The sequence below is a fragment of the Leifsonia sp. 21MFCrub1.1 genome (assembly GCF_900107895.1).
Taxonomy (GTDB): Bacteria; Actinomycetota; Actinomycetes; order Actinomycetales; family Microbacteriaceae; genus Leifsonia; species Leifsonia soli.
Genome location: NZ_LT629867.1, coordinates 123,626 through 150,501 on the forward strand (window position 1 = coordinate 123,626; position 26,876 = coordinate 150,501).

The 26,876-nt window shown below is 70.4% G+C and carries 21 protein-coding genes; 6 read left to right on the top strand and 15 right to left on the bottom strand.

Going from position 1 to position 26,876, the window contains the following annotated elements:
- Nucleotides 1-72 precede the first annotated feature (72 nt).
- The 3 genes from BLW09_RS00555 (at nt 73) to BLW09_RS00565 (ending at nt 2,501) form a co-directional block, all read left to right on the top strand.
- On the top strand, nt 73-957 hold the full coding sequence (locus tag BLW09_RS00555; protein WP_089907164.1) for an RNA polymerase sigma factor: 885 nt from the start codon (nt 73-75) through the stop codon (nt 955-957).
- Nucleotides 958-1,091: 134 nt separating this feature from the next.
- The gene (locus BLW09_RS00560) at nt 1,092-2,021 is read left to right on the top strand and encodes a L,D-transpeptidase (protein WP_157696863.1); all 930 of its coding nucleotides are present in this window, start codon (nt 1,092-1,094) and stop codon (nt 2,019-2,021) included.
- A 30-nt stretch (nt 2,022-2,051) separates the two neighbouring features.
- Entirely contained in the window at nt 2,052-2,501 is a 450-nt protein-coding gene (locus BLW09_RS00565; protein WP_157696864.1) for a hypothetical protein, read from the top strand.
- 41 nt (nt 2,502-2,542) lie between these two features.
- On the opposite strand, the gene BLW09_RS00570 is transcribed toward BLW09_RS00565, so the two are convergent.
- Nucleotides 2,543-2,815 carry a hypothetical protein gene (locus BLW09_RS00570; RefSeq protein WP_089907169.1) on the bottom strand — a complete coding sequence of 91 codons (273 nt, stop codon included), beginning with the start codon at nt 2,813-2,815 and terminating at the stop codon, nt 2,543-2,545.
- Nucleotides 2,816-3,157: 342 nt separating this feature from the next.
- On the opposite strand from BLW09_RS00570, the gene BLW09_RS19130 reads away from it, so the two are divergent.
- Complete coding sequence (locus tag BLW09_RS19130) at nt 3,158-3,934, top strand: YbhB/YbcL family Raf kinase inhibitor-like protein (RefSeq protein WP_197682044.1); 777 nt, start codon at nt 3,158-3,160, stop codon at nt 3,932-3,934.
- A 481-nt stretch (nt 3,935-4,415) separates the two neighbouring features.
- Here the strand turns inward: BLW09_RS19130 and BLW09_RS00585 are convergent, their stop codons facing one another.
- From BLW09_RS00585 to BLW09_RS00595, 3 genes are all read right to left on the bottom strand, one after another.
- Nucleotides 4,416-5,951, bottom strand: a complete 1,536-nt coding sequence (locus BLW09_RS00585) for a sigma factor (RefSeq protein WP_089907173.1) — start codon at nt 5,949-5,951, stop codon at nt 4,416-4,418.
- Nucleotides 5,952-6,010: 59 nt separating this feature from the next.
- Nucleotides 6,011-6,478, bottom strand: a complete 468-nt coding sequence (locus tag BLW09_RS00590; RefSeq protein ID WP_157696865.1) for a hypothetical protein — start codon at nt 6,476-6,478, stop codon at nt 6,011-6,013.
- Between the two features lie 68 nt (nt 6,479-6,546).
- Nucleotides 6,547-7,278 (bottom strand): hypothetical protein, encoded by a 732-nt coding sequence (locus tag BLW09_RS00595; protein WP_157696866.1) that lies wholly within the window; start codon nt 7,276-7,278, stop codon nt 6,547-6,549.
- A 187-nt stretch (nt 7,279-7,465) separates the two neighbouring features.
- Between BLW09_RS00595 and BLW09_RS00600 the strand changes: the two genes are divergently transcribed.
- Nucleotides 7,466-13,525 (top strand): DUF11 domain-containing protein, encoded by a 6,060-nt coding sequence (locus BLW09_RS00600; RefSeq protein WP_089907178.1) that lies wholly within the window; start codon nt 7,466-7,468, stop codon nt 13,523-13,525.
- Between the two features lie 61 nt (nt 13,526-13,586).
- Here the strand turns inward: BLW09_RS00600 and BLW09_RS00605 are convergent, their stop codons facing one another.
- Nucleotides 13,587-14,132, bottom strand: a complete 546-nt coding sequence (locus BLW09_RS00605; RefSeq protein WP_089907180.1) for an AAA family ATPase — start codon at nt 14,130-14,132, stop codon at nt 13,587-13,589.
- Between the two features lie 129 nt (nt 14,133-14,261).
- Between BLW09_RS00605 and BLW09_RS00610 the strand changes: the two genes are divergently transcribed.
- The gene (locus tag BLW09_RS00610; RefSeq protein ID WP_157696867.1) at nt 14,262-14,822 is read left to right on the top strand and encodes a hypothetical protein; all 561 of its coding nucleotides are present in this window, start codon (nt 14,262-14,264) and stop codon (nt 14,820-14,822) included.
- Nucleotides 14,823-14,862: 40 nt separating this feature from the next.
- On the opposite strand, the gene BLW09_RS00615 is transcribed toward BLW09_RS00610, so the two are convergent.
- The 10 genes from BLW09_RS00615 to BLW09_RS00660 all read right to left on the bottom strand — a co-directional run bounded on the left by BLW09_RS00615 (nt 14,863) and on the right by BLW09_RS00660 (nt 26,875).
- The gene (locus tag BLW09_RS00615) at nt 14,863-15,846 is read right to left on the bottom strand and encodes an NAD-dependent epimerase/dehydratase family protein (RefSeq protein WP_089907184.1); all 984 of its coding nucleotides are present in this window, start codon (nt 15,844-15,846) and stop codon (nt 14,863-14,865) included.
- Nucleotides 15,843-16,283, bottom strand: a complete 441-nt coding sequence (locus BLW09_RS00620) for a MerR family transcriptional regulator (RefSeq protein WP_089907186.1) — start codon at nt 16,281-16,283, stop codon at nt 15,843-15,845. Before BLW09_RS00620 ends, BLW09_RS00615 begins: the two co-directional genes overlap by 4 nt.
- Nucleotides 16,284-16,339: 56 nt before the next feature.
- Nucleotides 16,340-16,795 (bottom strand): hypothetical protein, encoded by a 456-nt coding sequence (locus BLW09_RS00625; protein ID WP_089907189.1) that lies wholly within the window; start codon nt 16,793-16,795, stop codon nt 16,340-16,342.
- A gap of 265 nt (nt 16,796-17,060) precedes the next feature.
- Complete coding sequence (locus tag BLW09_RS00630; RefSeq protein WP_089907191.1) at nt 17,061-18,317, bottom strand: arginine deiminase; 1,257 nt, start codon at nt 18,315-18,317, stop codon at nt 17,061-17,063.
- Nucleotides 18,318-18,338: 21 nt separating this feature from the next.
- Nucleotides 18,339-19,790, bottom strand: coding sequence for a basic amino acid/polyamine antiporter (locus BLW09_RS00635; protein WP_331712808.1), 1,452 nt, complete (start codon nt 19,788-19,790; stop codon nt 18,339-18,341).
- 134 nt (nt 19,791-19,924) lie between these two features.
- A complete protein-coding gene (locus BLW09_RS00640) occupies nt 19,925-20,260 on the bottom strand; it encodes a DUF4190 domain-containing protein (RefSeq protein WP_089907197.1) in 336 nt (111 codons plus the stop codon).
- A 373-nt stretch (nt 20,261-20,633) separates the two neighbouring features.
- Complete coding sequence (locus BLW09_RS00645) at nt 20,634-21,644, bottom strand: aldo/keto reductase family protein (RefSeq protein WP_089907199.1); 1,011 nt, start codon at nt 21,642-21,644, stop codon at nt 20,634-20,636.
- Nucleotides 21,645-21,768: 124 nt separating this feature from the next.
- Nucleotides 21,769-23,724 (bottom strand): SDR family NAD(P)-dependent oxidoreductase, encoded by a 1,956-nt coding sequence (locus BLW09_RS00650; RefSeq protein WP_089907200.1) that lies wholly within the window; start codon nt 23,722-23,724, stop codon nt 21,769-21,771.
- Complete coding sequence (locus BLW09_RS00655; RefSeq protein ID WP_089907202.1) at nt 23,721-25,214, bottom strand: FGGY-family carbohydrate kinase; 1,494 nt, start codon at nt 25,212-25,214, stop codon at nt 23,721-23,723. Before BLW09_RS00655 ends, BLW09_RS00650 begins: the two co-directional genes overlap by 4 nt.
- Entirely contained in the window at nt 25,211-26,875 is a 1,665-nt protein-coding gene (locus BLW09_RS00660) for a glycerol-3-phosphate dehydrogenase/oxidase (RefSeq protein ID WP_089907204.1), read from the bottom strand. The genes BLW09_RS00655 and BLW09_RS00660 overlap by 4 nt, the downstream gene beginning before the upstream one ends.
- Nucleotide 26,876 lies beyond the last annotated feature (1 nt).

The following is a 26,876-nucleotide window of genomic DNA, read 5'->3' on the forward strand; positions in this document are numbered from 1 at the left end:
CGCGGATTTCTAACGTGTCCTCCAGCGAGAGACAACCGAGCCTCGCGACATCCTCCCCTGAAGGGCCCGACCATGAGTGCGACCCCTGTCGCTGCGGCGGCGCAGTACGCCGACCAGCCGGACGACGAACTGATTCTGCGCGTCCGGAACGGCGATTCCGACGCCTACGCCGAACTGTGGCGCCGCTATTTCCCGCTCGCCGTCCGCGTCGCGCGACGGTCGACGTCGCGGTTCGACCCGGAAGATCTCGCGTCGGAAGCCTTCCTCACCGTGCTCTCCGCCATCCGCAACGGCCAGGGTCCGGACCACGCGTTCCGTGTGTACCTCATGACCGTGGTGCGGAACATGTCGGCGAAATGGGGGTCGCGGCAGATGGAGATCGTCCTCGAAGACCCCTACCAGGCCGCGCCGCCTCCGCCGGTCGACGGGCTGGCCGCGCTCGAGCGGGACCCGCGGATGGTGGCCGCCTTCACCTCCCTCCCCGTCCGCACGCGCAGCGTCCTCTGGTACACGATCGTCGAAGGGTTCACTCCGACGGAGCTCGCACCCATGTTGGGGATCTCCTCCAATGCCGCCGCCGTGCTCGCCCTGCGCGGCAGAAAGGCCCTGCGGAAGGCGTGGCTCCAGGCTGGACCCGAAGATGGCGACACCCGCCCGACCGCACCGCGACACCTGCGCGACGTGTCCGCAGAAGGAGGCGCGGTCCGCCGTGCAGAGATCACGGACGTCACCCGTTCGACGTCCGTGCCGACGAAAGGATGGAAAATGTCGATCGCAGATCTGGCTGCGAAGTCGTCTTCGGCGGAATGGCCCACCCCCCATCGGGAACGGTTCACCCGGGCGGAATTGGAGGCGCCGCTGTTCGTCGCCTGCGAATGCCCGCTCGGTCGGGATCACACCTTCGCCGAATGGGACGAACGGTTCGGAGTCGGCGCCTTTCGGGCCATCGCCGGATGAGCGGCCCGCGCCGACCATCAGGAAATCCGACGGCCGGCGTCATTCTCGCCGTCCGTCCGCGCTCACATACAGAGCGACTCTGCCGGTACGCGGAAGACCGAACGCGGGCCTCGACGAACAGAAGGAACACCATCGTGACTGATCCGCTGGGGAACACCGGAACCCGGCCGCGGCTCCCGCAGACCCGCCGGGGCCGGCGACTCTGGGTGTCGCTCGCCGCCGGGACGGTCGTCATCGTGACGGCGGCCGTCGCGGTCTGGATTCTGCAGGCGATACCATCCGCGACCGGCCTCCCTCCGCAGAAGCCGGCTCGCGCATCCGCCGCCCAGGCGCAGGACATCCCGGTCCCCACCGTCCCGGCGGATGCGCTGCGTCGGCTCCCGGAGGCGAGATACGACGCCGTGATCGGCGGCCTGCTGCCCTACACCGGGGACGCCGGAGCGATCACGGAGTCGTATCGGATCTCCTCCGATGTCCCGGTCTTCGGCGCGGATCGACGGATTCCGGTTGCCCGGCTCAGCGCCAAGGACTTCGTCGGTGCGTCGACCACCGTCGTCGTGGTGAAGCGCGAGGGGCCATGGTCGCTCGTGCTGACGCCGGCGCGGATCGTCCTGCCCTCGGCCAGCCGGGGCAACGCGCCGGCCCAGAGCGCCGGATGGGTCGCCGGTTCGGCACTGGAGCGCGCGGGCGCCCTCCACGACCGCATCGTCGTCAGCGTCTCCGAGCAGAAGCTGTCGATCCTCCACGACGGCTCCGTCGTCTCCCGGTTCGCGGTCGGTGTCGGCACACCGGGCACCCCCACCCCGACCGGGGTGACCGGCTACCTCCAGCAGCGCTACCTGGACCCGAGACAGGGCCAGACCGTCTTCCCGATCCAGCTGACGTCGTTGCACGCTTCCGCGCAGGACGAGCCGTACGGAGGGAACGATGGCGGCCTGATCGGCATCCACTACAACCGCGCCAGCGTCGGAGCCGTCTCGCACGGGTGTCTGCGGCTGGCGGAGGACGCGATCACGGCCGTCGACAGCCTCCCGCTCGGCACCCCGATCACGATCACGACCTGACCGCCCCGGAAGAATGCAGAGAGTACGACGATGACCATCCATGCCACCTCACATCACCGCCGGATGCTCGCGACCCTCGCAGCTGTGCTGTCGGTGGGCCTCCTCGCGGCGTGCACCCCGAGCTCGGAGAGCGGCCCGACAGCCGCACCCGCGCAGGCCTTCGGGCTCCCGTCGGGGGTCCGGCAGGCGACGAGCGTCCCGTCCGATGTCCCGAACACGCCCGCGCTGCGCCGGAACGTCGCCATCGACACCTGCGCGAGCAGTGACGGAGGGTGGAAGGCCGTCGGCACGGCGAAGAACCCCACGAAGGCGGACGTGACCTATACGATCTCCATCTTCTTCACCACCGACAAGGGCACGGTCATCGGCACGGGGAAGACGAAGGTCACCGTCTCCGCCGGCGCAACCCGTGAGTGGACCGTGAGCTCCAGGCTCACCCCTGCGCCCGACACCCGGTGCATCCTCCGCGGAGTCGGCTGACCCGGCCGGCGCTCACGGTCGGGACCGGTTCCTGCCGCATCTCAGAGGCCCAGAGCGCGGAGAGCAGGGGCGAGGACGGGGCCGTACCACGCCACGAAGGCAGCCAGCAGCGCCGCGATCGAGCCGAGCACGACCACCGACGCGAGCACGCTGACCAGCACGAACTGGAGGGCCGCCGGAAGGACGCGCCCCCGCGTCGCGCGCGGGACCACCCTGGTGAAGGCTCGCAGCTCGGCGAGCGTCCAGCGGTGCACGGGCTGGGCGACGACGACGGGGCCCGTGGGGGGTGCGAGCTCGACGGGTTGTGTGGTCATCGTGGCTACTCCTGGACGAACGGGATGGGATGGGATGGCCGATCGCGACCCTCCACTCCATGCGAGCGCGCCGAAGGCGCACGGATGACGCCGATCGGGTTCCGTCGCAGCGTCATCCTGAGGGCCCGGTCGCGCTCTCTTAAAGCAGCACGGAACGTCGCGTCCATGCTCTGCCACGCGGGAACGTGGTAGCTCCCAGCGGTGGGGGGTCATTTTCGGGCCGACCCCCCACCGTCCAGATGTGACAGGCCGGGCCGTCATCGAACGGCCGCGGCGCGGCTCTCATCTCGTACAGGGGCGCGCGAGCGTCTTCACCAGGAGATGAACACGAGGAGTTCTGTGATGGATTGTCTGGCATCCACGGGGAGTGAGCTGGAGTGGGTGGTACCGGTCGTGATCGCGTTCGCGCTGATCGTGACCGGGGTCGTCCTGCTCCGGGTGCGGGCATGGCGGTCGCGTCGCGCAGCGGCCGGAGGAATGATGGTGCTGGCGCTCGTGGTCGGGCTCGGCCTGACCATCCAGGCGCCGGAGAGCTCCTACGCCGCAGGGTCGTCGTGCAGTGCCGATCCCGGCGGCCCGGCCCAGGATCCGGGGGCGCCCGCGTCGGGAACGACCTCGACGGCCGCTCCCACCGCGACGCCGACCACCACTCCGACGCCGGTCCCGACGCCGACGGAGCCCCCGGCCGCCGCGTTCTCGATCGCGTCGGCCGACTGGTCACAGGCCACGATTCCCGCCCAGGACGCCTGCACGAGCCGCTTCGCCCCCGGATCCGGGCGATCCCCTGCCGTCTCGTGGAGCGATCCGCCTGCTGGCACGGTCGGCTACGCGGTGAAGATCTTCGACACCGACGCGAACTTCCTGCACTGGGAGGTCCTCAACCTCCCGGCGGGCACGACGTCGCTGGCGGCGGGCGCCTCGGGGAGCATCACCGCGCCCGCCTCAGAGCTCACCAATGACTTCGGGCGGTCCGGATACGGCGGACCGTGCCCGCCGCCAGGCAGCACCCACCACTACACGCTCACGGTCTTCGCGCTCTCGCGGACGGTGACCGGCGATGCCGATATCGCGGCCACCACGCTCGGCCAGGCGCAGCTGACGAGCACGTACCGGCAGTAGCCGGAGGGCTTCGCCCGATCCGCCGTTCGGCCCCGGTCTGTCAGTCAGACCGGGGCCGAACGGCGTTGCGGGCGCGACAGGGCCGCGGTGCACAGGTCAGGACGACGCGTGCGAGCGTGGTTGCGAACGCTCCACCCGGTCGTCGTACGTGTGCGTGTGCCCGATCGCGCACTCGCATGCGACGCGGATGGGCTCCTGGGTCCGCACGCTCACGTACAGTTCGGCGTGCGTGCCGAAGGAGCTCGGCGAGGTGGTCCGACTCGTCTCATCGCGCCGCCCGGTCATGCGCGGTCCTCGCGCTCGGTGCCCGGCCTCTGTGCCAGCGCCAGCATGTCCCGTCCACTGGCTCGCGACCGGCCGTTCACGAGTTCCGATGCGTTCACCGCAGTCCTCCCAACGCGGGCGCGGAGTGCGCCCGCTCTGAAGGATGAGATGCGCTGTCGCGGCGATCGATGACGCCGCCCGGGCGACGTGCGGATGGTCAGTTCGGAAGGGTCGTCGAGAACTGATAGGGGAGCGACCCGCTGGTCTCGATGGACCCGTACGCCCCTGCGGCCGCAACGGTCGCGTAGGGCAGCGTGAACCGTGCCGTGCTGCCGGCCACGCCGCTGAGCTCGCACGTGAGCCGGTTCGGCGCCTGCGGGGTGCAGGTGAGTGCGCCCGTGCTCGGCGCTGAAGGCGAACCGAAGGTCACCGTGTCGGGGGCCGTGACCCTGAACGTGTACCGATCCGCCGTGCCGTCGACGCTCACGGACAGGCTGCGGGCGCCGGCCGATCCGACGGGGTAGACCTGTGCGACCGGCGCGGGGCTCGGGGGAGTGGGTTTCGGCGTGGGGCCGGGTGGCACCGCGGCGGGCGGAGCCGGGACGACAGGCGCGTCTGATCGGGAAGCGGGCGCCGGAGCGGCGATCGGGGCGGCCGTGTCCGGCTGCGGCCCACCGACCGGCGCCGGGGCCGGCGTCGCGGTGGGTGCCGGCGACGGCGAGGCGGAGGGGGAGCTCGGCGGGGCCGGCGCCGCGCCCGTGGGTGGGGCGGTGAGCTCCTGTCTCGGCGCGGCGGCGTCCACGACGACATCATGCCGGGCCGAGATCACGATGCCCGCGCTCACGAGTCCCACGATGAGCGCGGCGACGGCGACGGGGACGGCGATGCGGGTCACACGACCCAGGTGGCTCGCGACGTGTTCGGCAGCCGACGCGGGAGCCGGGGTCGCCGTCTGGGCGAGGAAGGCGGTGGCGGCCCCGCCCCCGAGCGCGAGCGGGAGGAGCACGCTGCGCAGGCGGACGTTGACGTGGGAGAGGTCCTCGCGGATGGCGGAGCACTCCGTGCACGTCGCGAGGTGCTCGGCGACCGCCGTCAGTTCCCGCTTGCTCAGGGTGCCGCGGACGTAGGCGGCGAGCTTGCCGCGGTAGGGCTCGCAGCCCGCGCTGACACCGCCGACGGCGTGCTGCTGAAGGAAGGCCGAGCGGAGGCCCTCGCGAGCGCGGTAGACGAGCGCGGCCGTCGCATTCGGTGTGAGTCCGAGCAGGGTCGCCGCCTCGGCGGTGGGGATGGCCTCCACGTCCACGTACCAGAGGGCGGTCTGCCAGCGAGGCGGAAGGGAGAAGAAGGCGTCGCCGACCATGCCGGCACCGAACTCGTCGCCGACCGGACGGTAGCTGAGGTGGGAGTGTTCGAACGGGCCGAAGTCGTCGGTCAGGTGCTCGGGGGCCGTCTTGGTGTTCACACCCTGGGCGATGCGCCTGATGATGGTGAAGAGGTAGGCGCGGAAGTTCTCGGCCGGTCCGGCGTCGTTCCGCAGAGTCGAGTACATCCGGGCGAACGCCTCTGCGGTGATCTCCTCCGCCGAGTGATGCGAGTTCGCGTAGATCAGCGCAACGCGCAGGGCGGCGCTGTAGTGCCGGTGGTGCAGCTGCGCGAAGGCGCGACCGTCACCTTGCCGGACGCTCAGGATCAGGTCGGCGTCGCCGACCGTCGCAGCGTCGTCGGGCGAAGAGAGGAGATCGTCGGGGTGCATTCGGGTACGCTCCGGGTCGGCCGGGTGAAGAAGTAGCTCCTGGAGGAGAGCGGCGAAGGTCACCCCGAATGACGCGCAGACCCGATTTCGTGTGCGGACGCCCCGAGTCCGTCGTCGGCGAGCCGGTCGAGGATGCTCTGTGCGGGCCAGACCGCGAGAACCGCAGGACGGCGGATCCGCCACCAGTGGTCCCGGACAGAGACCCGGATGCTCGAGTCGGCGAGGACCCGGGTGGAGACGTCCCTCCGGATGCCTGCGCCATAGAGGCTGAAGCCGCCGTAGTGCTCGACCCGTCCCACGCGGAATCGGTAGCGGGCGCCGTCGCGCGTGGTCAGGTCGACGCGCTCGTGCGGTTCCACGATCCCGTCCACGGAGGTGAGGGAGGGAGTCCAATCCGCATACGGAGAGAGATCGGTCAGGAGCATCCAGAGGACGCTGGCCGACCACTCGCTCGTCACTGTCGTCGAACGTCGTGCCGTCGCCACCGCACCTGGCAGCACCGACCTGGTCGCATCGAATCGATCCATGTGCGTGACCTTTCGTCTCGATGTGTGAAGGGGGACCCGGAGTGTCCCGAGAACGACGGGGATGCCGATCAGGACCGCGAGAGATTCGAGACGAGGGAACGGGCGTCCGCGGCGTCGCCGGGGAGGTCGAGCGCGTGCACCTCGTACCGCCGGGCGGCTGTCGAGGAATTCATCGCGTCCGAAGCGGCGATGACCTTCGCGTCGAGCGCGCCGTCGGCGGCGACGATCGCGACCATCACGCTGTTCGGAAGGATGGCGGTGGTCAGGCAGTGGGTACGGGAGAAGTGCGAACCCCAGCGGACCCCGGCGACCATCCGGTCGGCGAAGGAGCGGGGAGCCCGGCCGTGGGGGCCGGTGCAGAACAGGAGGGCGAGGGGCTCTGGAAAGGGTGGCCACTCGGTCGTCGACGACGCCAGGATCTCTCCCAATCGCACAGAGAGGTAGTCGGCCGTCGGAAGTCCCGTCAACGGATCGACGCACGTCCTCCTGGTCGCAACGGACTGGAAGCCGTCGGCCCAGCCCGACGCCACCGCTCGCACGATCGCGCTGGGCGGAGCGACCAGGCCCAGCGTGTCGCACAGGTCGTCCATGTCGCCCAGGGCGGCGTCCAGGTCGGTGTCGGCGAGCGCCCGCTCTGCACCGAGCTGCCGGAGAGCCTCGAGGGGGGTGTCGCCGCTCTCGAGGGCCGTGCAGACCGCATCCACCGCGGGCGTGTGCCACTGCGGGATACGAGCGGAGCGGGTGCTCCGCTCCCGCCAACCGATGAAGATCGACGATGTCCGTCCCTGTTCGCGCGTCACGTCCATGCTTCAGGAGAGCCGCGCGGCACCGCAGATGTGACGCAGCGGCGGCACACCATCCTCGCGGCCAGGAAGCGGCCAGATTTTCTACGAAGAATCGCCACCGCGTCATTCACCGCCCCGCTGCCCACTCTCTATCTGGAGACAGGCGTCGCCCGGACGCCGTTTCACCTCTCAAGGGGATGTCATGGATTTCGCCGCCGCGCGACGCTCACGCAGCACGTCTTCACCGATCGGCCGCACCCGACGCCGCCTGTCCTCCTTCGTGTCGGCGCTCGCGGCGGTCCTCCTGCTCGCCGGTTCGCTGGTGGCAGGCGGGTTCGCCGCGCCCGCCGCGGCAGCGGGGTCGGCGCAGGTCTCCGTGTCGGTCACGGCGGTCGACCCGACGACGGGCACCCCGATCACCAGCACGTCACCTGGGCAATACGGATCGAAGGTCGCGTTCCGCGTGGACTTCTCGTGCCTGTCGGCGGCCTGCACCAACGCGACAGTGAAGCTCGACCCGACACAGCTCGACCCGATCCACAACCAGTACCGGCTGCTGGTCGCTCCCATCGGGTTCACCGCACCGCTGACGGGAGGCACCTACTCGGGCACGGATGCCACGGGATACACGGTGTCGCTGGGCAACCTGACCGCCGGGCAGTCGGGCTCGTTCACGTTCCAGTACTCGCAGCCCAACAACGGGACCTACGTCGCCTACGCCAACGAGGTGAGCCCGTGGCTCGCCGAGAACTTCCCGGATGGCTTCCAGATCAGCCTCAAGGCGACCGGAAACGCCGACACCGCGTCCGCGCCCATCAGCGCGACGTCGTCTCCGGTGCGGTGGAACATCACGGCCGCCGACCCGGCCGCCGCGACGCTCAACCTTCCCGGTCGTGCCAACGTCGGCACGAACTACACCTACAACGTCGCCATGGGCAACTGGTGCACGCAGGCGAGCGCGAACTATGTCACGGGGAACGCCCACGTGTGTGCCGACTCGTACACGGTGACCCACCACATTCCCGCGGGTGTTCAGTTCGTCTCCGCGGCGGGCAACCCCACCGTCACCGGTTCGGTCGCGACCGGATGGGATCTCGTGTGGAACTCCCCGGCCTGGGCGGCGACGACGTACAACAACTACGTCGTGAACCCCGAAGCGGGCTGGCTCCTGAACACGATCAAGGGCAACACCCGCACGGTCACCGTGTCCTTCCCGGCGAGTTCTTATGCTCCGGCCGGCACGACCTGCAACTTCGACGCGCAGTCGGGCAAATGGACCACCAAGGTCGATGTCACCTATCTCAGCATGCCGGGGACCCCGGGCGAGAAACGCTCCGCGACGGCCACCAGCGGCACGACGGAGGTGTCGTGCTGGGATCCGTTCGGTAAGGCCGTGGCCGATCCCAAGTCATCCACTCAGGATTCGGCCCTCACCAACGGCGATTCGCTCATCACCGTCCCGGCGGCAGGCTCCGAGAACCTGAAGTACTGGCAGGTCACGGTCGGCAACCAGGCGAACGTCCCCGGCGTCGCGGTCGTCACCGACAACGCGCTCGACCAGGCGAATGCACCCGTGTACCAGATCAAGTCCATCCCGACCGGGGCGACCGTGGTCTGGACCGCGACCAACGGCACGAACACCATCTCCGGCACCTCCACCACGCCCGTCAGTGCGCCGGCAGGCTACCGATTCGTGACGTCGAAAGTGACGTCGACCTCCCTGGCCGCTCCGAATCAGTACCCGGACGCCGCGACCGCGCGGACGAACTTCGTGGTCCAGTACCTGTACCGCGTCACGTCGGAGGCGCCGGGTGGAGAGAAGCGCACCAACACGGCGTCGGCGGTCATGACGTATCCCGGCTACCCGAACGTGGCGGACATCCCGCTCACGATCGCACCGAAGTCGATCGTCTTCAACGGTCCGTTCGCTCGTGGACGTGTCGAGAAGTCGTACGGAGGCTCGGGAACCTGGGGAGGAGACGGCACCGCGAAGTGGGTTCAGCACATCCCGGACACCGGTGCGGCGACGGGCAAGTGGAACGTCAGCGCGTCCAACACCGGCAACAATCCCGCAACCCTCACGGTGACGGAGAGCGACCTCGCGAGCGGTCCTTTCCCGGTCTACAAGATCGACGCGGGCACCACCTTCGTCAGTGGATGTGAGACTCCCGCATCCGCGTCTCGGGTCACCATCAACTACACGCTGGACGACGGCACGACCGGCTCCGTGGTCTCCGCGGGATACTCGGCGTCCTACACGGCTCCCGCGGGTCGCAAGATCGTGGCGGCCACCGCGATCGCGCCCGGAGTTCCGGCGAGCTTCCGCGTCGACCAACCCAACACCGGTGGGTGCGCTCTGAGCATGCAGCCGACCTTCGACGCAACGAAGGGGGCCTCCACCCCTGGACCCTGGACCAACACGGCGTCGGGCAGTATCGCCTACCCCGGCTTCCCGAGCCTCACCACGGTCACCGGAACCGCTTCCGCCACGGTGCGTTTCATCCAGGACCCCCCGGTCGTCGTTCCCGCGGTGTTCCGCGCCACCATCACTCGTGACGCGCTGCCCGCGGGCCAGACGACGGCCGGCCCGAACACGAACGTGACGTTCCGCGTGGGCGGCTCGACCGCCTCCGTGCCCACCGACCGCGACATCACCCCCCAGTACGTGTTCGTGGCGCCGGTCGGCTGGCAGATCACGCCCGGCTCCGCGGCGTTCCCCGCCGGATCGGTTCCGGTCGGGGTGACCTACTCCTACCGGACCGTGACGATCAGCGGCGTCGCCCGACAGATCGTCGTGGCCAGCTGGCCCGCCGGCACGGTGTTCGGAAAGAACACGACGCTGCCGACGATGTCGGTGGTGGCGCACCCCGGGACATCCGTCACCGCAGGCACCGTGGGAACCCCGTCGGCCTACATCGGCAACACGGGCACCCCGGTGGCGAACGACAACTTCGTCACTCCGTTCACCGATGCGCCCGACATGGACGCGGACTCCAACACCACCGAGCAGTTCGCGACGGCCAACAACGCCGGAACGGGCACGACGGTCGCGGCCGTTCCCGGCCTCCAGGTGCTGAAGGAGATCTGCCAGCCCGATTCCTCCCAGGCCGACGGCTGCAACTGGTATTCGGACCCGTCCAACTCGGTCGGCGTCCCGCCGAACTCGACGTCGATCAAGTACCGCCTGACGGTGACGAACACCGGCAACACGACCCTCTCGGACGTGGTCGGCTACGACGTGCTGCCGTACATCGGCGACACCGGAACGAGCGACGCGACCGGGAGCACGGCCCGCGGCAGCACCTTCCGCGAGACCCTCCAGTCGGTCGGGACCCCCACGAACAGCGCGACCGCGACCTACTCGCCGTCGACCCAGCCGTGCCGATCGGAAGTCGACTCGACGGTTCCCGGGTGCGCGAGCAACTGGTCCTCCGCGTCGTCCGGCGCTCAAGCGATCCGCCTCGCCCGCGCGGGCAGCTTCGCCGCGGGAGCGAGCTTCTCGATGCAGTACACCGCGGCGGTTCTCAACGCGCCAGCGAACGGCGCGATCGCGTGCAACTCGTTCGCGGTGAAGGTCACCGGGCTGAGCACGGTGTCCGAGCCGGCTCCGGTGTGCGCGACCGTCGCCGAGACCGACCTGCGGGTCGTCGCGGGCACGCCGAAGCTGCAGAAGGGGCGCCCGGGCGTGCTGCCGTACACCGTCACCAACCTGGGTGGCGCGGCAAGCACACGCGGAACGGTGTCCGTCTCCATCCCGGCCGGGCTGACGGCGACGAACTTCTCGCCGACGGGATGGACGTGCACGGCCACGAAGGACGGCAGCGCCGTCTACGGCACGGCGGTGGGTGCGGCCACACTCACCTGTACTCCCACCGATCCGCTGCTGCTGAACACCCCCGTCGCGCTCAACGTTCCGGTCGAAGCCACCACCACCAGTGCGATGAGCTCCACCGCCGACGTCAAGGGCCTCCTCTACGACGGGAACACCGCGAACAACGAGGACACCATGTCCATCAGCCCGTTGGCCGCGCCCGGCGACATCGGCGTGGTCAAGGACGACGGGGTGAGCCAGGCCTCCCCGGGCGACACGCTCACCTACTCGATCGCGGTGACCAATCCGCTCGCGACCGAGGTCCTCCCCGGAGCCGTGGTGACGGACACCCTTCCGGCCGGTCTGTCGTTCGTGTCGGCATCCAACGGAGGCACGGCGGCATCCGGTGTGGTCACGTGGAACCTCGCAGACCTGCCCGCAGGTGGATCGACGACCGTGTCGGTGACGGTGAAGGTGCTGTCCTCGATCACGGGCGCCTCGATCGTCAACACGGCGACTGTGTCCGCGCCCGATCCGGCGGATTCGACCGCCACGCTGACGGGGAGCGGCGACGACACCGACCTGCTCTTCTTCCCGGCTCCGTCGCTCGAGGTCACGAAGGCATCGACGACCACGGCGGTGACGCGCGTCGGCCAGCAGGTCCCGTACACCTTCGAGGTGAAGAACACCGGCAACGTGCCGCTGTCGAACGTCTCGGTCACGGACACGGTCGGCGCCCCGTCGACGCAGGCGAACCTCACCGCGGTGTCGTGCCCGACCGGCGCTGTGGCGCCGGGCGCGACGGTGACGTGCACGGCGACGTACACGACGACCCAGGCGGACCTGGACCACCTGTCGATCTCGGATCAGGCGACTGCGGCCGGAACACCTCCGGCCACGCAGGCCACCCCGAACCCCGAGCCGGTGGTCTCGCAGCCGTCGCCGCTCACGATCCCGGTCACCGCGGCTCCCGCTCTGACCGTCGACAAGTCGTCGCCGCAGGTGTCGACGCCCCCGACGGCCGTCGGTCAGCAGATCCAGTACGACTTCCTGGTCCGCAACACCGGCAACCTGACCGTCGACACCGTGTCGGTGACGGACACGCAGATCGCGCCCGCCAGCCAGGCGAGCCTCTCGACCGTGACGTGCCCGACCGGGCCGCTGGCTCCCGGCGAGCAGACGATCTGCACAGCGACGTACTCGGTGACCCAGGCCGACGTCGACAACGGCGCGGTCTCGGACAAGGCCGTCGCCACGGCGCACTCCGCCGACCCGGATACACCGGTCGTGACCTCCCCGGAGGACGAGCTGACGATCCCCGCCGAGCGGGCCCCGTCGATCGAGGTGGTCAAGAGTTCCACGACGACGCTGGCGACCGAGGTCGGACAGCAGATCCCGTACACGTTCGACGTGCACAACTCCGGCAATGTCACGCTGGCGAGCGTCTCTGTGACGGATGTGCTGACGGCTCCGTCCTCTCCGGCGGACCTGTCCGCGATCAGCTGCCCGCTGGACATCCTGATTCCCGGTGAGTCCACCACCTGCACGGCGACCTATACGGTCACGCAGGCCGATCTCGACGCCGGCTCGGTGTCGGACCAGGCGACCGCGACCGCGGTCCCGGCCGCGGCCGCCGGCGACCCGACTCCCACGCCGATCACCTCGCCCCCGTCGGCCGTGACCATCCCGGTGGGACAGGCCCCGTCCGTCTCGGTCGTCAAGGCGTCGACCACGACGGCGATCACGAAGGTCGGCGAGCGGATCCCGTACACCTTCGACGTGACGAACGAGGGCAACGTGTCCCTGACGGGCATCGCCGTCACGGACACGGTCGAGGCCCCGTCGACGCAGTCGAACCTCTCCGTGGTGTCGTGCCCGACAGGCGCGGTGGCGCCGGGCGAGACGGTGAGGTGCACGGCGACATACACGACGACCCAGGCGGACCTGGACAACGGTTCGGTCTCGGATCACGCCACCGCCGCCGGCACGCCGGCACCCACGGCGGTAGACCCTGATCCGCAGCCGGTCGTGTCGGACCCGTCCGCAGTCACGATCCCGGTCACGGCGCGCGCCGGGCTGGCCATCGACAAGAACTCCTCGACGACGTCCGTCACCGTGGTGGGCCAGCAGGTCGCGTACACCTTCGTGGTGACCAACACGGGCAACCAGACGATCCACGATGTCTCGGTGACGGACACCGTGTGGGCGCCGTCGGTGCAGGCGAACCTGTCCCCGGTCGTCTGCCCGGTCACCTCGTTGGCCGCGGGGCAGAGCGTCACCTGCTCCGCCGTCTACGTCGCGACCGCCGCCGATCTGTCCAACAGAGCGCTCACGGATTCGGCGACCGCCGGCGGGACCAGCGCGAACGGGGATCCGGTCGTCAGCGACGGATCCACACTGTCGCTGCCCGCGACACCGCCGTCGGTGATGCTCCCCGTCGTCAGCGGCTAGGGCGTGTCTCCGGCCTCTGCTGATGCGTGAGGTCGATCGTCGAGTCCGCGCGCGGCCGGGATCAGGACTCGCTGACGAGCGCTTCGAGCTGGCGGAGGCGGTCGCTCGGGCTCCCGACGACCTCCGCCACCTTCAGCCGTGAACCGACGAGATCGGGGTCATCGACCAGCTCCATCAGCACGTCGTTCATCGCGCTCCTCAACTCCGGGTCTTCATCGGCGCCGACGTCGATCGCATCGGCGGAGTCGAGCGGCAGCACGACGAGCAGGTCGACGTGGGCGAGCGCCTCCGCGGTGACGATCGCGGAGCGCTCGATGAGTTCAGAGGAGCCGGGTGCGCCCGTCACCTCGTGGAGTGCCAGCATGTAGGCGAGGAAGTCGAGTGGCCCACGCTCCGCGATGACGTTCCCCGCGACCTCGTCAGGAGCGAGCCGCTGCGCCGCGACGCGCAGCTGCCGTGCGAACGCGGTCTCGCTCGGTTGATCCCAGGCCTCGTCGATGAGGTCGAAAGGGTCGGGCAGCACGGTGAAGTCGGGGTGGCGGAGCGCGAAGTCGGAGATCAGCGTGCTCTTTCCGCTCGCGTGTGTGCCCGAGACGACGATCCGCATGACGCGATGCTAGCGCGGGCACCGGCGCTCCGAGGCATCGTTCGGATGCCGTCATACCTGGGCGTTCGCATCGTCTCTTCTTACGGGTGACCACATTCGCCCGAACCGATCACACAGTAAGGAACGAACGTGCGTATGAAGTACATCGCCGCCGCCGCGATCGCCGCCCTGAGCGCGGCCGTCTTCGGGGGAGCCCTCGCGGCGCCGGCCGCCGCCGCCACCGACGGGAACGTCGACATCGCGGTCGTGGCCGGCGACAGATTCCCCGGCACCAACACCCAGCCGTTCTGGAACAGCTCCACGAAGTACACAGCGGGCGCCGTCGTCTCCTTCAACGACAGCGACTACGCGCTGACCGCCGCGGGGGCGGCCGCCTACCAGAGCTACCGCGACAACGGCGTTCTCGGCGACCCGGCCTGGGCGTGGAACCTGGCGCCGGAACGGTTCTCGACCGTGACGATCGACGGGAGGACGTTCAGCCAGCAGCGCTATCAGACCGGTGTCTGGACCTTCCTCGGGACCTCCACGCGCGTGGGCTTCGACCGTGGATACTTCACGATCGGAGCACACCTGTACTTCAACGTGAACGACTGGACGCAGTACAACGGCAAGAAGTACATCGCCACGGCGTGGAGCACGGACGTCTACCCGACCGATACCCGCTACTTCACGCTCGCTCCCGGCCAGTAGACAGAACGCCGTCGGCTCCGGGAAGAGAGTGCTACCGACCTCAGGACCGGTCGGCCAGCAGCCCGAGGTCGCGCAGGCTCTCGGCGGTCTCCACGATCGTGTCGACGGCGGCCCGCGGACGGAGGCCGAGCTCCCGCTTCGCGCGATCGTTGTGGATGACGAGGGGTGCGGGCTCGTCGCCCGGCAGCTCCTCGGTGGGCGCGGCGGCGGCGAGGTCGCCGAGGCGCTCGCGCAGCACGGTCGCGACGTCGAGGAACGTCATCGTCGGGCCTTCGGCGAGCACCAGATAGCGGTTGCCCGCGGCGCCCGGGCTGGACATGGCGGCGAGGTGGGCCGCCGAGACGTCGCGCACGTCCGCCAGGCCGAAGCGCTGTCGCGGCACGGCCGTCATCGTGCCGTCGAGCATCCCGGTGAAGACGGCGAGCGACGAGCGCGCGGAGGCGGTCAGGGTCGGGCCGGCGATCCACGTCGGATTGAGGGCGACCAGTTCGAGACCGCCGCCCTCGCGCTCGACGAAGTCCCACGCGGCGCGCTCGGCGACCGCCTTCGAGAGCGGGTATGCGGGAAGACCCGGCGTGGCGGGGTCGGTCCAGTCGGACTCGTCGTAGTCGCGCACGGGCTTCGGCGAGTAGCCGACGGCGGCGAACGACGACGTCAGCACGACACGGCGCGCACCGGCGTCGCGGGCGGCGCGCAGCACGCGGAGTGCTCCGTCGCGGGCGGGGACGACGACCTCGTCGGGCACGGCGGTCTGGATCATCGGCGACGCGGTGTGGTGCACCTCCTCGATGCCCGCGAGCGCGTCGGCCCAGCCGTCGTCGTCGGTGAGGGAGGCGGCGGCGAACGACAGTCCCGTGTCGTCGACGCCCGCCCGGCGGACGGCGGCGCGGACCTCGTCCGCCCGATCGAGCGAGCGGACCGTCGTGCGCACCGCGGCGCCGGACGCGAGCAGGTCGGCCAGCAGCCGCGTGCCGAGGTAGCCGGTGCCGCCGGTGACGAGGATGGTGGGGGCGTCTGAGGTCATCGGAAGGTCTCCTCGAGTCGGGGGAGGACGGATTCGAGCTCGGCGTGCGCCTGAGCTTCGGCCACGGCGTCGGCCTGGTCCCGCGCATCCCACAGGGCGGCCTTCACCCGCAGGTAGTCGAGATGCACACGCAGCGTGGCGATCTGCTCCTCGACGCGTTCGGCGTGGCGCAGCAGGATGTCCCGCTGCTCGCGTGCCGCCTCGCGGCCGCGCCGCCGGTTCGCCTGGTACGTGCGCATGTCCTCGATCCCGACGCCCATGGCGCGCAGGCAGGCGAGCACCTGCGCGGCGTCGAGGTCGCCCTCGGCGTAGCGCCGGTGCCCGCTCCGCTCGTCGCGCGCGATGGGGCCGAGCAGGCCGACGTCCTCGTAGTAGCGCAGCGTCGGCTCGCTCAGCCCGCTCTGACGGGAGACGTCCTGGATGGTCAACGTGGTCATGTCCCCATCAGAACAGACCTCAAGCGCTTGAAGTCAAGCGCTTCGTCGCAGCGGGGTCAGGCGGCCAGGTGTCGGCGGGTGTCGAACAGCGTCACCGGGACCTGCTCGCCGTGGCCGATGCAGACGAAGAAGACGAAGTCCGTCGCTGCGGGGACCGTGACGACGGCGGCGACGTTCTGCCACGGGTCGTCCGGCAGGTCCTGCAGGCGACCCATCTCGAGTGGGCGGCGCTCGATGTCGCGGGCGAGCCCCTGGACGGTGAAGAAGGCGTCGAGGCCGGCGTCGTTGGCCGGGTCGCCGAGCCAGCCGACAAGCGGAGTGTCGGTGGCGTCGCTGACGGGCAGCGCGGTGAAGATCGCCGAGATCGTCTCATCGAGCGACGAGTCCACCGTCACGCTGTCCGCGCGGTTCGGGACCGGGCGCGAGGTGATGGCGATCCACTGCCCGCTGGTGAGCGTGGTCAGACGGGTGAGAAGGCGGCTGGGAACGGTGGAGCTGATATTGCGCAACATGGAAGTTCGGGTACTTTCCGTTACGGCGTCTCGAAGGGGCCGGCGTGGTGTCGGGCCACGCGCGGTTTCGGGGACGCGTTGTGAAGGCGCTCGCGTGGGCCACCGGGATGTCGGGTTGGCGGCCTCATGCGTTCGCGGCCGGTGATTCGGGTTCACCGGTAGCCCAAAACTACCCGCATGTCCTCCAACGTGCGGACACCAAAACGGGGGTCATTTGTCCCCCTTCGGACGAGGGTCTCGCCATCGCGCGCGCCTCTTACCGGGGTCAGAACTCCACCGGATCGCGGATGATCGGGCACGTCATGCAGTGGCCGCCGCCGCGTCCCCGGCCGAGCTCCGCTCCGACGATCGGGATGACCTCGACACCTGCGTCGCGCAGGAGCGCGTTGGTGGCCGTGTTCCGGTCGTACGCGTAGACCACGCCCGGGCGCAGAGCGACGGCGTTGTTGCCGCTGTCCCACTGCTGGCGTTCCGATTCGTAGTTGTCGCCGGCGGTCTCGATGACGTGCAGCCGGGGAAGGCCGAGCGCCTCCGCGACGACGTCCACGAAGGCGCGGTCGCCGTGGTCGATAACCCGGAGGCCGGGAGGGGCGTCGTCCGGGACGAGGGTGAACGTGTGAACGGCATCCATGATCTTCGGGTAGAGGGTGACGATGTCGCGGTCGGCGAAGGTGAATACGGTGTCCAGGTGCATGGCTGCGCGGAGCTTCGGCATCCCGGCGACGATGACCTGCGTCGCGGCGCCCTGCGCGAAGAGCGCTGCGGCCGCCTGCGTGATCGCGTGCCGGGACGTGCGCTCACTCATCCCGATCAGGACGACGCCGTTGCCGACCGGCATGACGTCGCCGCCTTCGAGGGTCGCCTGCCCCCAATCCGCCTCCGGGTCGCCCCACCAGGCGGTGGCGTCGCGGAAGTCCGGGTGGAAGCCGTAGACGGCCTTCATCAGCAGCGTCTCGTCGTGACGAGCCGGCCAGTACAGGGGGTTGAGCGTCACTCCGCCATAGATCCAGCAGGTGGTGTCGCGGGTGTACAGCGTGTTCGGCAGGGGAGGCATCAGGTATTCGCGGACGCCGGTGGACTCCCGGGCGAGGGCGACGTAGTCCGTCCGGTAGTCGTCGGGAAGGTCGGAGGTGGCCAGTCCGCCGATCAGGTAGCGGGCGAGTTCGGAGGGAGCGAGCGAGTCGAGGTACGCGCGCGTCCCCTCGATGAGGCCGAGGCCGACCTCGCCCGCGACGATCTTGCGGTCGAGCAGCCAGGACTTCGCGTCCGGGTCGCTGACCGTCTCGGCGAGGAGGTCGTGCAACTCCACCACCTCGACGTCGTTCGAGCGCAGGTCGGTGACGAATGCGGCGTGATCCCGGATGGCGTTGTCCACCCACATCACGTCGTCGAAGAGCAGGTCGTCGGCGTTGCTCGGCGTCAGCCGGTGGTGGGCGAGCCCGGGCGAGCAGACCAGCACCTTCCGCAGGCGGCCGACCTCGGAATGGACGCCGTACGTGCGCGCTGGGGATGAATCCGTCATCGTTCCTCCTTGGGTGATACCTCAGATGCTGATCCAGCCGGCGGCGAGAGCGACGATGCCCGTCACCGCGCCGATGACCGCGACGGCGACGATGATCAGCTCTCGACCGGTGAAGACGCGCCGCCCCTGCTCACGGCGCGCCATGACGAACAGCACCGTCGCCGGCGCGTAGATGATGAACGAGAGCAGCACGAAGGTCACGCCGGCCGCGAAGATGAGGTACGCCGCGTAGAGGGTCGCGAGCACGGCGATGGTCGTCTCGCGCCCCCAGCCTCGCGGGGCGTCGCCGTAGGTCTCCCTCGTGATGACCAGCTTCAACGCGTAACAGGCGACCAGGAAGAAGGGGATGAGCGTCAGCGCGCTGGTGAGATCGAGTGCCAGGTTGAAGGCGTCGTGCGAGAAGTAGGTGATCACCAGGATCACCTGCACGAAGATCGCCGTCATCAGCAGGGCGGGCACGGGCACGTCGGCCGCGTTCGAGCGCGAGAGGAAGCGCGGCATGTCGTTGTCCTTGGCGGCGACGAACAGCACCTCCGCCGCCATGAGCGACCAGGCCAGGTAGGCGCCCAGCACCGAGACGACGAGTCCGATGCTGACGAACCACGCGCCCCACGGGCCCACGGCGGCGGCCAGCACGCCGGCCATCGACGGCTGCCGCAGCTGCGCGATCTCGCCCATCGGCAGCACGCCGTACGACACGAGGGTCACCGACGCGAAGATGGCGAAGACGCTGAGGAACCCGAGGATCGTCGCCTTGCCGACGTCGGCGCGCCGCTTGGCGTGACGGGAGTAGACGCTCGCCCCCTCCACGCCGAGGAAGACGAAGACGGTCACCAGCATGGTGCCGGTCACCTGGTCGAACAGCGACCCGGCATAGTCGGCCCCTCCCCAGTTCTCGGCGAACACCTCCGGCTTGAGCACGAACAGGCAGAGCAGGATGAAGACGATGATCGGGACGAGCTTCGCCACGGTCACGATGCGGTTGATGACCGCCGCTTCCTTGATGCCGCGGCGGATCAGGAAGAAGAATCCCCAGAGCCCGATCGATGAGATCCCGATCGCGAGGAGGCTGTCACCGTCACCCAGGGCAGGGGCGACCGCGCCGATGGTCGACATGATGAAGACCCAGTAGAAGACGAGTCCCATCCCGGCGCTCGCCCAGTAGCCGATCGCGGAGAAGAAGCCGAGGAACTGGCCGAAGCCGGCTTTCGCGTACGCGTACACGCCGGCGTCGAGCTCCGGTTTCCGGTTGGCGAGCATCTGGAACACGAAGGCGAGCATCAGCATCCCGACGCCCGCGATGGACCAGGCGATCAACGAGCCGGCGACTCCGGTCTCCTGCGCGAACCGACGCGGGAGCGAGAACACGCCAGCTCCGACCATCGACCCGACGACCATCCCGGTCATCGTCAGCATGGACAGTTTCGCGACGGGTGCGGCCTCCCGCGGTGCTGTCTCGTCTGTTCTCGTCACCGACCCTCCCCAGGGGTGCGCTCCGCCGTCTGGCGGGGAGGTGAGCACGTTCCTCGCCACACGGTTGGACGCGCACATTCAACTCGCCGGGCCGACGGCTGGCAAGGACGGAAATCGGGGCTGGGCTCCGGGCCCTAGTGGAAGCGCGTCAGAATGAAGACGACCGCGTAGTACAGGAATCCGACCGTCCCGATGATCATGCCGGCGATCGCGAGCCCGCGGCCACGGACGATCCCCTGCCGGGCGGCACGGAAGCCGCGTGCGGAGATGGCAGCACCGAGGGCTCCGATGAAGCCGAAGACGAACAGGCTGACGCAGGCGATGACGAAGCCCCAGATCGCCGGCTTGCTGAAGGGCAGCCGTTCGGGCGCAGGGATCCCCGGGAGGGCGCCCGGGAAGGGCGGGGGCAGCGTCGGCTGATCGTCGCGCGGCGTGCCGTCGGGCGGAAACGACGGAGTCTCGTCGGTCATGGTCGACCTGTCCTTCTCGTGATGGCGCCCCGAGGGGAGGTGTACCCGGCGGTGTGAGCCTGGCAGGCGTGGACAGCGTAGCCACGCAGTGCTTCGCCCCGTGTCTTTCCGGTCGGGTCGGCGTCTGCGAATGCTCTCACCCAGTCACCGGACGAGCGGGTCGGCCATTGCGTTCGCGCGGTGCACCCGGCAGCGTGTAGCTGTGATGCGGGGGATGCGTCGGAGGACGCCGGCAGCCGGGGCGGCGCTCGCTCTCCTCGGCGCTCTGATGGTGGGATGCACTGCGCCGCGGCGACACGATGCTCCTGCGCGACACGAGCCTGAACCTCAGCGTCGCGTTCCGCTAGCGCGTGCGCCGCGGCCGACCCGCGGCTCAGGCCTCCCGGGTCTTGGGCGACCGCTCGTGCGTGTGCGAGGGGTCGCGCTCGACGACGTCGCCCAGCACCTCGTCGATGCGGGCGAGCAACTCGGAGGGGATGGTGACGCCGGAGGCTTTCACGTTCTCCACGACCTGCTCGGGGCGGGAGGCGCCGATGATCGCGGTCGCCACGTTGTCGTTCTGCAGCACCCAGGCGACGGAGAGCTGCGCGGGGGTGAGGTCGAGCTCCTGCGCGATCGGGGTCAGCTCCTGCACGCGGGTGAGCACGTCGTCCGTCAGCCAGCGCTTGACGGCTCCCGCCCCGCCCTTCTCGTCCGTGGCGCGGCTGCCCTCGGGCAGCGGGGCGCCCGGGCGGTACTTGCCGCTCAGCACGCCCTGCGCGACCGGCGACCAGACCACCTGCGAGATGCCGAGCTCCTTCGAGGTCGGCACGACCTCGGCCTCGATCACGCGCCACAGCGCCGAGTACTCCGGCTGGTTCGAGATCAGCTGGATGTTGAGCTCCTTCGCGAGCGCGTGTCCCGCCCGGAGCTGGTCGGCCGTCCACTCGCTGACGCCGATGTAGAGCGCCTTGCCCGCGCGGACGACGTCGGCGAACGCCTGCATCGTCTCCTCCAGCGGGGTCTCGTGGTCGTACCGGTGGGCCTGATACAGGTCCACGTAGTCCGTCTGCAGGCGGGAGAGGGAGCCGTCGATCGACTCGAAGATGTGCTTGCGCGAGAGGCCGACATCGTTGTGGCCTTTCGGCCCGGTCGGTCCGAACACCTTGGTGAAGATCTCCAGCGAGGCACGGCGCTCGCCCGCGAGGGCCTCGCCCAGGACCGTCTCGGCCATCGTGTTCGCGTAGACGTCCGCCGTGTCGAAGGTCGAGATCCCCGAGTCGAGGGCCGCGCGGACGCACGCGGCGGCCGTGTCGTTCTCCACCTGGGAGCCGTGGGTCAGCCAATTGCCGTAGGTGATCTCGGAGATCTTGAAGCCGGAGTTTCCCAGGTACCTGAACTGCACTGTCGTTCCTTTCGCACCGCTGAAGCGTGGTCACCGCGATGCTAGGCCGCTTCCATTGCACGAATCCAACAGGAGAATCTTCTCGGATTGACTCCACCCGTCGATGAATGGCGCGACAGCTGCGCTACACGACGCGGTCGTTGCCTCCGTCGACCGAGAGATGCGCTCCCGTCGTGGCCGCCAGGCCGCCGGCGAAGACCAGCACCGCCTCCGCGACGACCGCGCTCGTCACCTCGACGCCGAGGAGGTTGCGGGTGCGGTACTCCTCCACGGTGAGGCCGTAGCGGGCGGCGCGGTCGGCCAGCAGTTCCGGAGTCCAGATGGCCGTGTCGAAGACGCCGTCCGGCTCGACCTGGTTGACGCGGATGCCGTCGGCCGCCCACTCCAGCGCGGCGACGCGGGCCAGCTGCGCGGCGGCCGCCTTGCTCGCGGAGTAGGCGGCCGCCCCCGGGCCCGGCGCCGCGACGTTCTTGGTCGACACCAGCACGACGCGGCCTCCACGCGGCGCGACGGCGAGGAGGGGATGCGCGGCGCGCAGTGCCCGGGCGACGGCCGTCGTGTTGACCCGCAGCGACCGCTCCCAGACGTCGTCGCCGAACCCGGAGAGGGGTTCGGCGGACGGGAAGATCCCGGCCGCGACGACGAGGATGTCCAGCCCTCCGAACTCGCGCGCGGCGGACGCGATGGCGCGGTCGATCACGTCGGCGTCGGAGACATCGCCGACGACACCGCGCCAGGCGGGCCCGGCGAACGCATCCACCACGCCCGGGCTGAGGTCGACACCGACCACCGACGCGCCCTGGGCGAGGAGCGCGGCGGCGGTGGCCTTGCCGATCCCCGAGGCCGCGCCGGTCACCAGCGCGACCTCGCCGTCCAGCGGCCGGCCGGAGGCGCCGGACCGCAGACGCGCCTGCTCCAGCTCCCAGTACTCGATGTCGAAGGTGAGGGGGTCGTCGAGCGAGCGGTACCCGCCCTGGCGGTCGGCCGCCTCGACGATGTCCATGGTGTGCAGCGCGATATCGTGCACCGCGTCGGCGGCGGCCCGCGAGACGCCGGCGGTCAGGAGGCCGAGCTCGGGGTCCAGGATGACGCGGGGCGCCGGATCGATCGGCTCCAGGTCGCCCGGGGCGCGGTGCCTGTGTGCGTCGACGTAGGCGCGGTAGGCGGATGCGTAGGCGTCGACATCCCGGCCGAGGAGGGGGACCCGCTTGGTGCGGATGACGTGCTCGGGCGTCGCCGTGCCGCGGCCGGTCACCGCGGCCAGATCGGAGCGCCGCGCGTACCGGTGTGCCCGGGAGGAGGGCGACTGCCGCACGACCAGGGGGCGCCCGGCAGCGCGCGAGACGTCGCGGCGCAGAGCGGCCAGCTCGAGCGGCGATCCGGCTCGCTCCTCCGCCGGCCCGGCGTCTCCCCACGCGGGGTCGCCGAACGATGCCGAAGCGCGGGCCACCAGCTCACGGTGCCGCCGGAGCGCGTCGTCGGGGTCGTCGGCGAAGGTGAACAGTCCGTGATTCGCGAGCACGAGCGCATCCACGCCGTGCAGGGGAGCATCCGCGACCGCGCGTGCGAGCGGGAAGCCGGGCATCACATACGGGAGGACGTGGACGCCGTCGCCCAGCACCTCGGCGGCGTGCCGGACGCCGTCGGGCTGGTCGGTCAGCGCGACGATCGCGTCGGCGTGGGAGTGGAGCACGACGCGCGCAGGGAGGTGGGCGTGCAGCAGCGCCTCGATGGACGCCGTCGGGGCCGACGCGTCCAGCGAGGCCTGACGCACCTCGTTGACCATCCGGCTGTCGCTCAGCTCGTCGAGAGCGAGCAGGCGCAGCAGCCGCTCCCGGCGGAGCGGCGCGAATCCCGCCGGCTCGATGCTGCCGAGGTCCCAGCCGCTGCCCTTCACGAGGACAAGCTCGACCTGGTCTCCGGTGATGTCCCGGCCGACGGCCTTGATCGAGGTGTTCCCGCCGCCGTGCAGCACGAGCGCCGGGTCGGCGCCCAGGGCACGGGAGACGCGGGTGATGTCGGCGAGGGCGGCATCCACATCGGCGCCGAGGCCGCCGGGTTCGCTGAGGGGGAGCGTCATCGGGCCGCCTCCGTCCAGACGGCACCCATCGCGGCGAGCGTGCGATCGAACCGGTCGGCCTGCACCCGGTACACCGCGCGCTCCTCCCCGGGAGACACGACCAGCGCCGGGTCGGGGTCGACACGCCAGGATGCGGTGTCGATGCCGACGCCGGCCGCGGCGAGGGAGGCGACGCCGCGCGCCCCGAGCTCGGTGCCGAGCTGACGGCGGACCGGGTGGCCGATGATGTCCGCGAACATCTGCGCCCAGAACGGGTTCTTGGCCCCGCCGCCGGCCAGCGTCCACGGCTCGGAGGAGACGTTCGCTCCGCTGACCCGCACCTTGTCCAGCTGGACGCGGTGGTACTGGGTGATGCCCTCGGCGACGGCCCGGGCGATCTCGCGGTAGCCGTGCTTGTCCTTCACGCCGAGGAGCGTGCCGGAGGCGCCGAGGTGCTCCGGGGCCCCGTGGACGAACGGGAGGAACAGCAGCCCCTCGGCTCCGGCGGGGACCGTGGAGGCGGCGTGGAGCAGGTCGCGCGGGCTCACCGCATCCACGGCCACGGAGGACATGAGCGAGGAGAACCACTCGACGCTCGCCGCGGAGGTGGGGGCGACCTCCTGAGCGAGCATGTAGCGGGGGTCGGGCAGCAGGGCGTTGAGGGTCACGCGCGGCGGCTCCGAGTCGGCGGGCACCACGACGGAGTTGATCGCCCAGGTGCCGACGATCACGGTGACATCGCCCGGTGCGGTCGACCCGGCGCCGATGGGGCTGGCGATGCAGTCCATGCAGCCGGCCACGACCGGGGTGCCCTCGGGCAGCCCGGTGACGGAGGCCGCCGGCCCGGTGACCCGTCCGACGACCTCGTCGGAACGGGAGAGCGGTGGCAGCAGGGACCGGAGCGTGCGGGGGAGGCCGAGCAGGTCGAACACGGCAGGCTCATACGTCCGCTCGGCGAGGTTCACCAGACCGCAGGCCGACGCGTCGGAGTAGTCGGCGCTCGCCGTCGCGGTGAGGCAGGCGACGATCCAGTCCTTGCAGCTGAGCGCCCAGCGGGCCCGGGCGAGGGTGTCCGGCTCGTTGTCCCGCAGCCAGCGCAGGAGCACGCCGGGCTGGCCGGCCCACGGCACAGAGCCGGTGACCCGGCGGACGCGCTCGACCTCCTCGGCGTCCAGCCCGGCGACGATCCGCTCGCTGCGGCTGTCGGTGGAGGCGAAGGCCGGCCGGATGGGACGCAGCGCGTCGTCGACGAGGTAGAGGCCGTTGCCGTGACCGGTCGCGCCGACGCCGCCGACGGTCCACCCCTCGGCGTCCAGCCAGGCCGTCAGGTCGGAGAGCACACCGGCGACGACCTCCCACAGCGCCGCCATGTCGATCTCCTGCCGGTCGGCGGCGACCGCGACGCGCGGGTTCGCCGCAGAGACCGTGCGCAGTTCGCGCCCGTCCTCGTCGAAGGCGGCGGCCTTCGCGGCGGTGAGGCCGACGTCGATCCCGATCAGGCAGTGCTTCATTCCGTGCTTCCTCGCATGGTTCCGGCCTCGCGCTCGGCGGTCAGGGCGCGCGGTTTGAAGCGTCGCATCGCGGCGCGGTAGCGGTCAAGCTCGCCCTCCGCCTGTTCTTCGCTCCAGCCGCAGTGGGCGACGAGCACCGCGGCGATCGCGGGCGCTGCGGCGAGGCCGACGTCGCGGTTGAGGGCGACGGCCGTGCGCCGCAGGACGACATCCTCCAGGGTGAGGGCGCCCTCCTCGCGCACGGCGTGGACCGCCTCGGCGGCGATGGCGCCGGTGTCCGGGTCGACGACCTGCGCGAGCGCGGGGGTCTCCACCGTCAGCCGTTCGATCTCGGTCGCGACGGTGCCGTAGGTGTCGACGAGGCGTTCCGCGCTCCGCTCGGGCAGGGCAGTGCGGCGGAGGTAGTCCGCCCGGAACCGCGCCCAGTCGCCGTCTGGGGCGCCGGGGAGCCGCGCATCCCGGGTCGGTGAGGGTCCCGGTCGCCGCCCGAGCTCGCGCTCCAGCCTCCGCGCCACGAGCTCGCCGAGCGCGCGGTGCGTGGTGAGCTTGCCTCCGATGATGGTCACGAGTCCGGCGTCCGCACCGGTGTGCACGACGATCTCGTGGTCGCGGCTGACCTTCGACGGGTCGTCCAGCTCGCCGACGTACGGCAGCGGGCGCACTCCCGAGTACGACCACAGCACGTCGCCCGGGGTGAGCCCCGCCTGCGGGATGAGCGCGTTGACGGCTCCGAGCAGGTAGGCGGTCTCGTCGTCGTCCATGACGATGTCGTCGATCGAGCCGTCGTACGGGAGGTCGGTCGTCCCGATCATGTACTTGTCCTCCCACGGCAGCACGAACATGGGCCGGGCGTCGTCGGGCGACTCGAAGAAGATGCACGTGTCCGGGGCGCCGGGGAACGCATCCACGATCAGGTGGCTGCCCTTGGTCGGGCCCATGCGGCGGTCGTGGGCGCCGGCCAGGTCGAGAACGCGGTCGACCCACGGGCCGGCCGCGTTCACGGTCACCCGCGCGGGAACCGTGCGCGTCTCGCCGGTCTCGCGGTCGCGGTAGCGCAGGCCGGTGATGCGCCCGCCGGTGCGGACCAGCGACTCCACGCGGGAGTGGGTGGACACGATCGCGCCGTGGCGCTGCGCGTCCACCGCCAGCTCGACGGCGAGGCGCTCGGTGACCGGGACGTTGGCGTCGTGGAACAGCCCGCCCCAGCGCAGACCAGCGTCGGCGAGAGCCGGCCAGTCGCGCTGCAGCCGCTTGCGGAACACGACCCGGTTCAACGGCAGCGGCTTGCCCAGCGAGAGCACGTCGTGCAGCATCAGGCCGCAGGCGAGCAGCCAGCCGGGCCGGCTCTGCTGCTTCGAGAACGGGATGAGCATCGGGTACGGGTGCACCAGGTGCGGGGCCTTCGCGAGCAGGATGTTGCGCTCGCGGATGGACTCGTAGACGAGGTTGAGCTCGAACCGCTCCAGGTACTTCAGCCCGCCGTGGATGAGCCGGGTCGAGATCGCGGAGGTGCGGGCGGCGAGGTCGTCCTGGTCGAAGAGCGCGACGCTCATCCCGCGCGCCGCGGCCTCCCGGGCGACCGCGAGGCCGTTGATGCCCGCGCCGATCACCGCGACGTCGACGGCCGGGATCTCGGGGGTGTAGGTGGTGAGTGCGGGCATG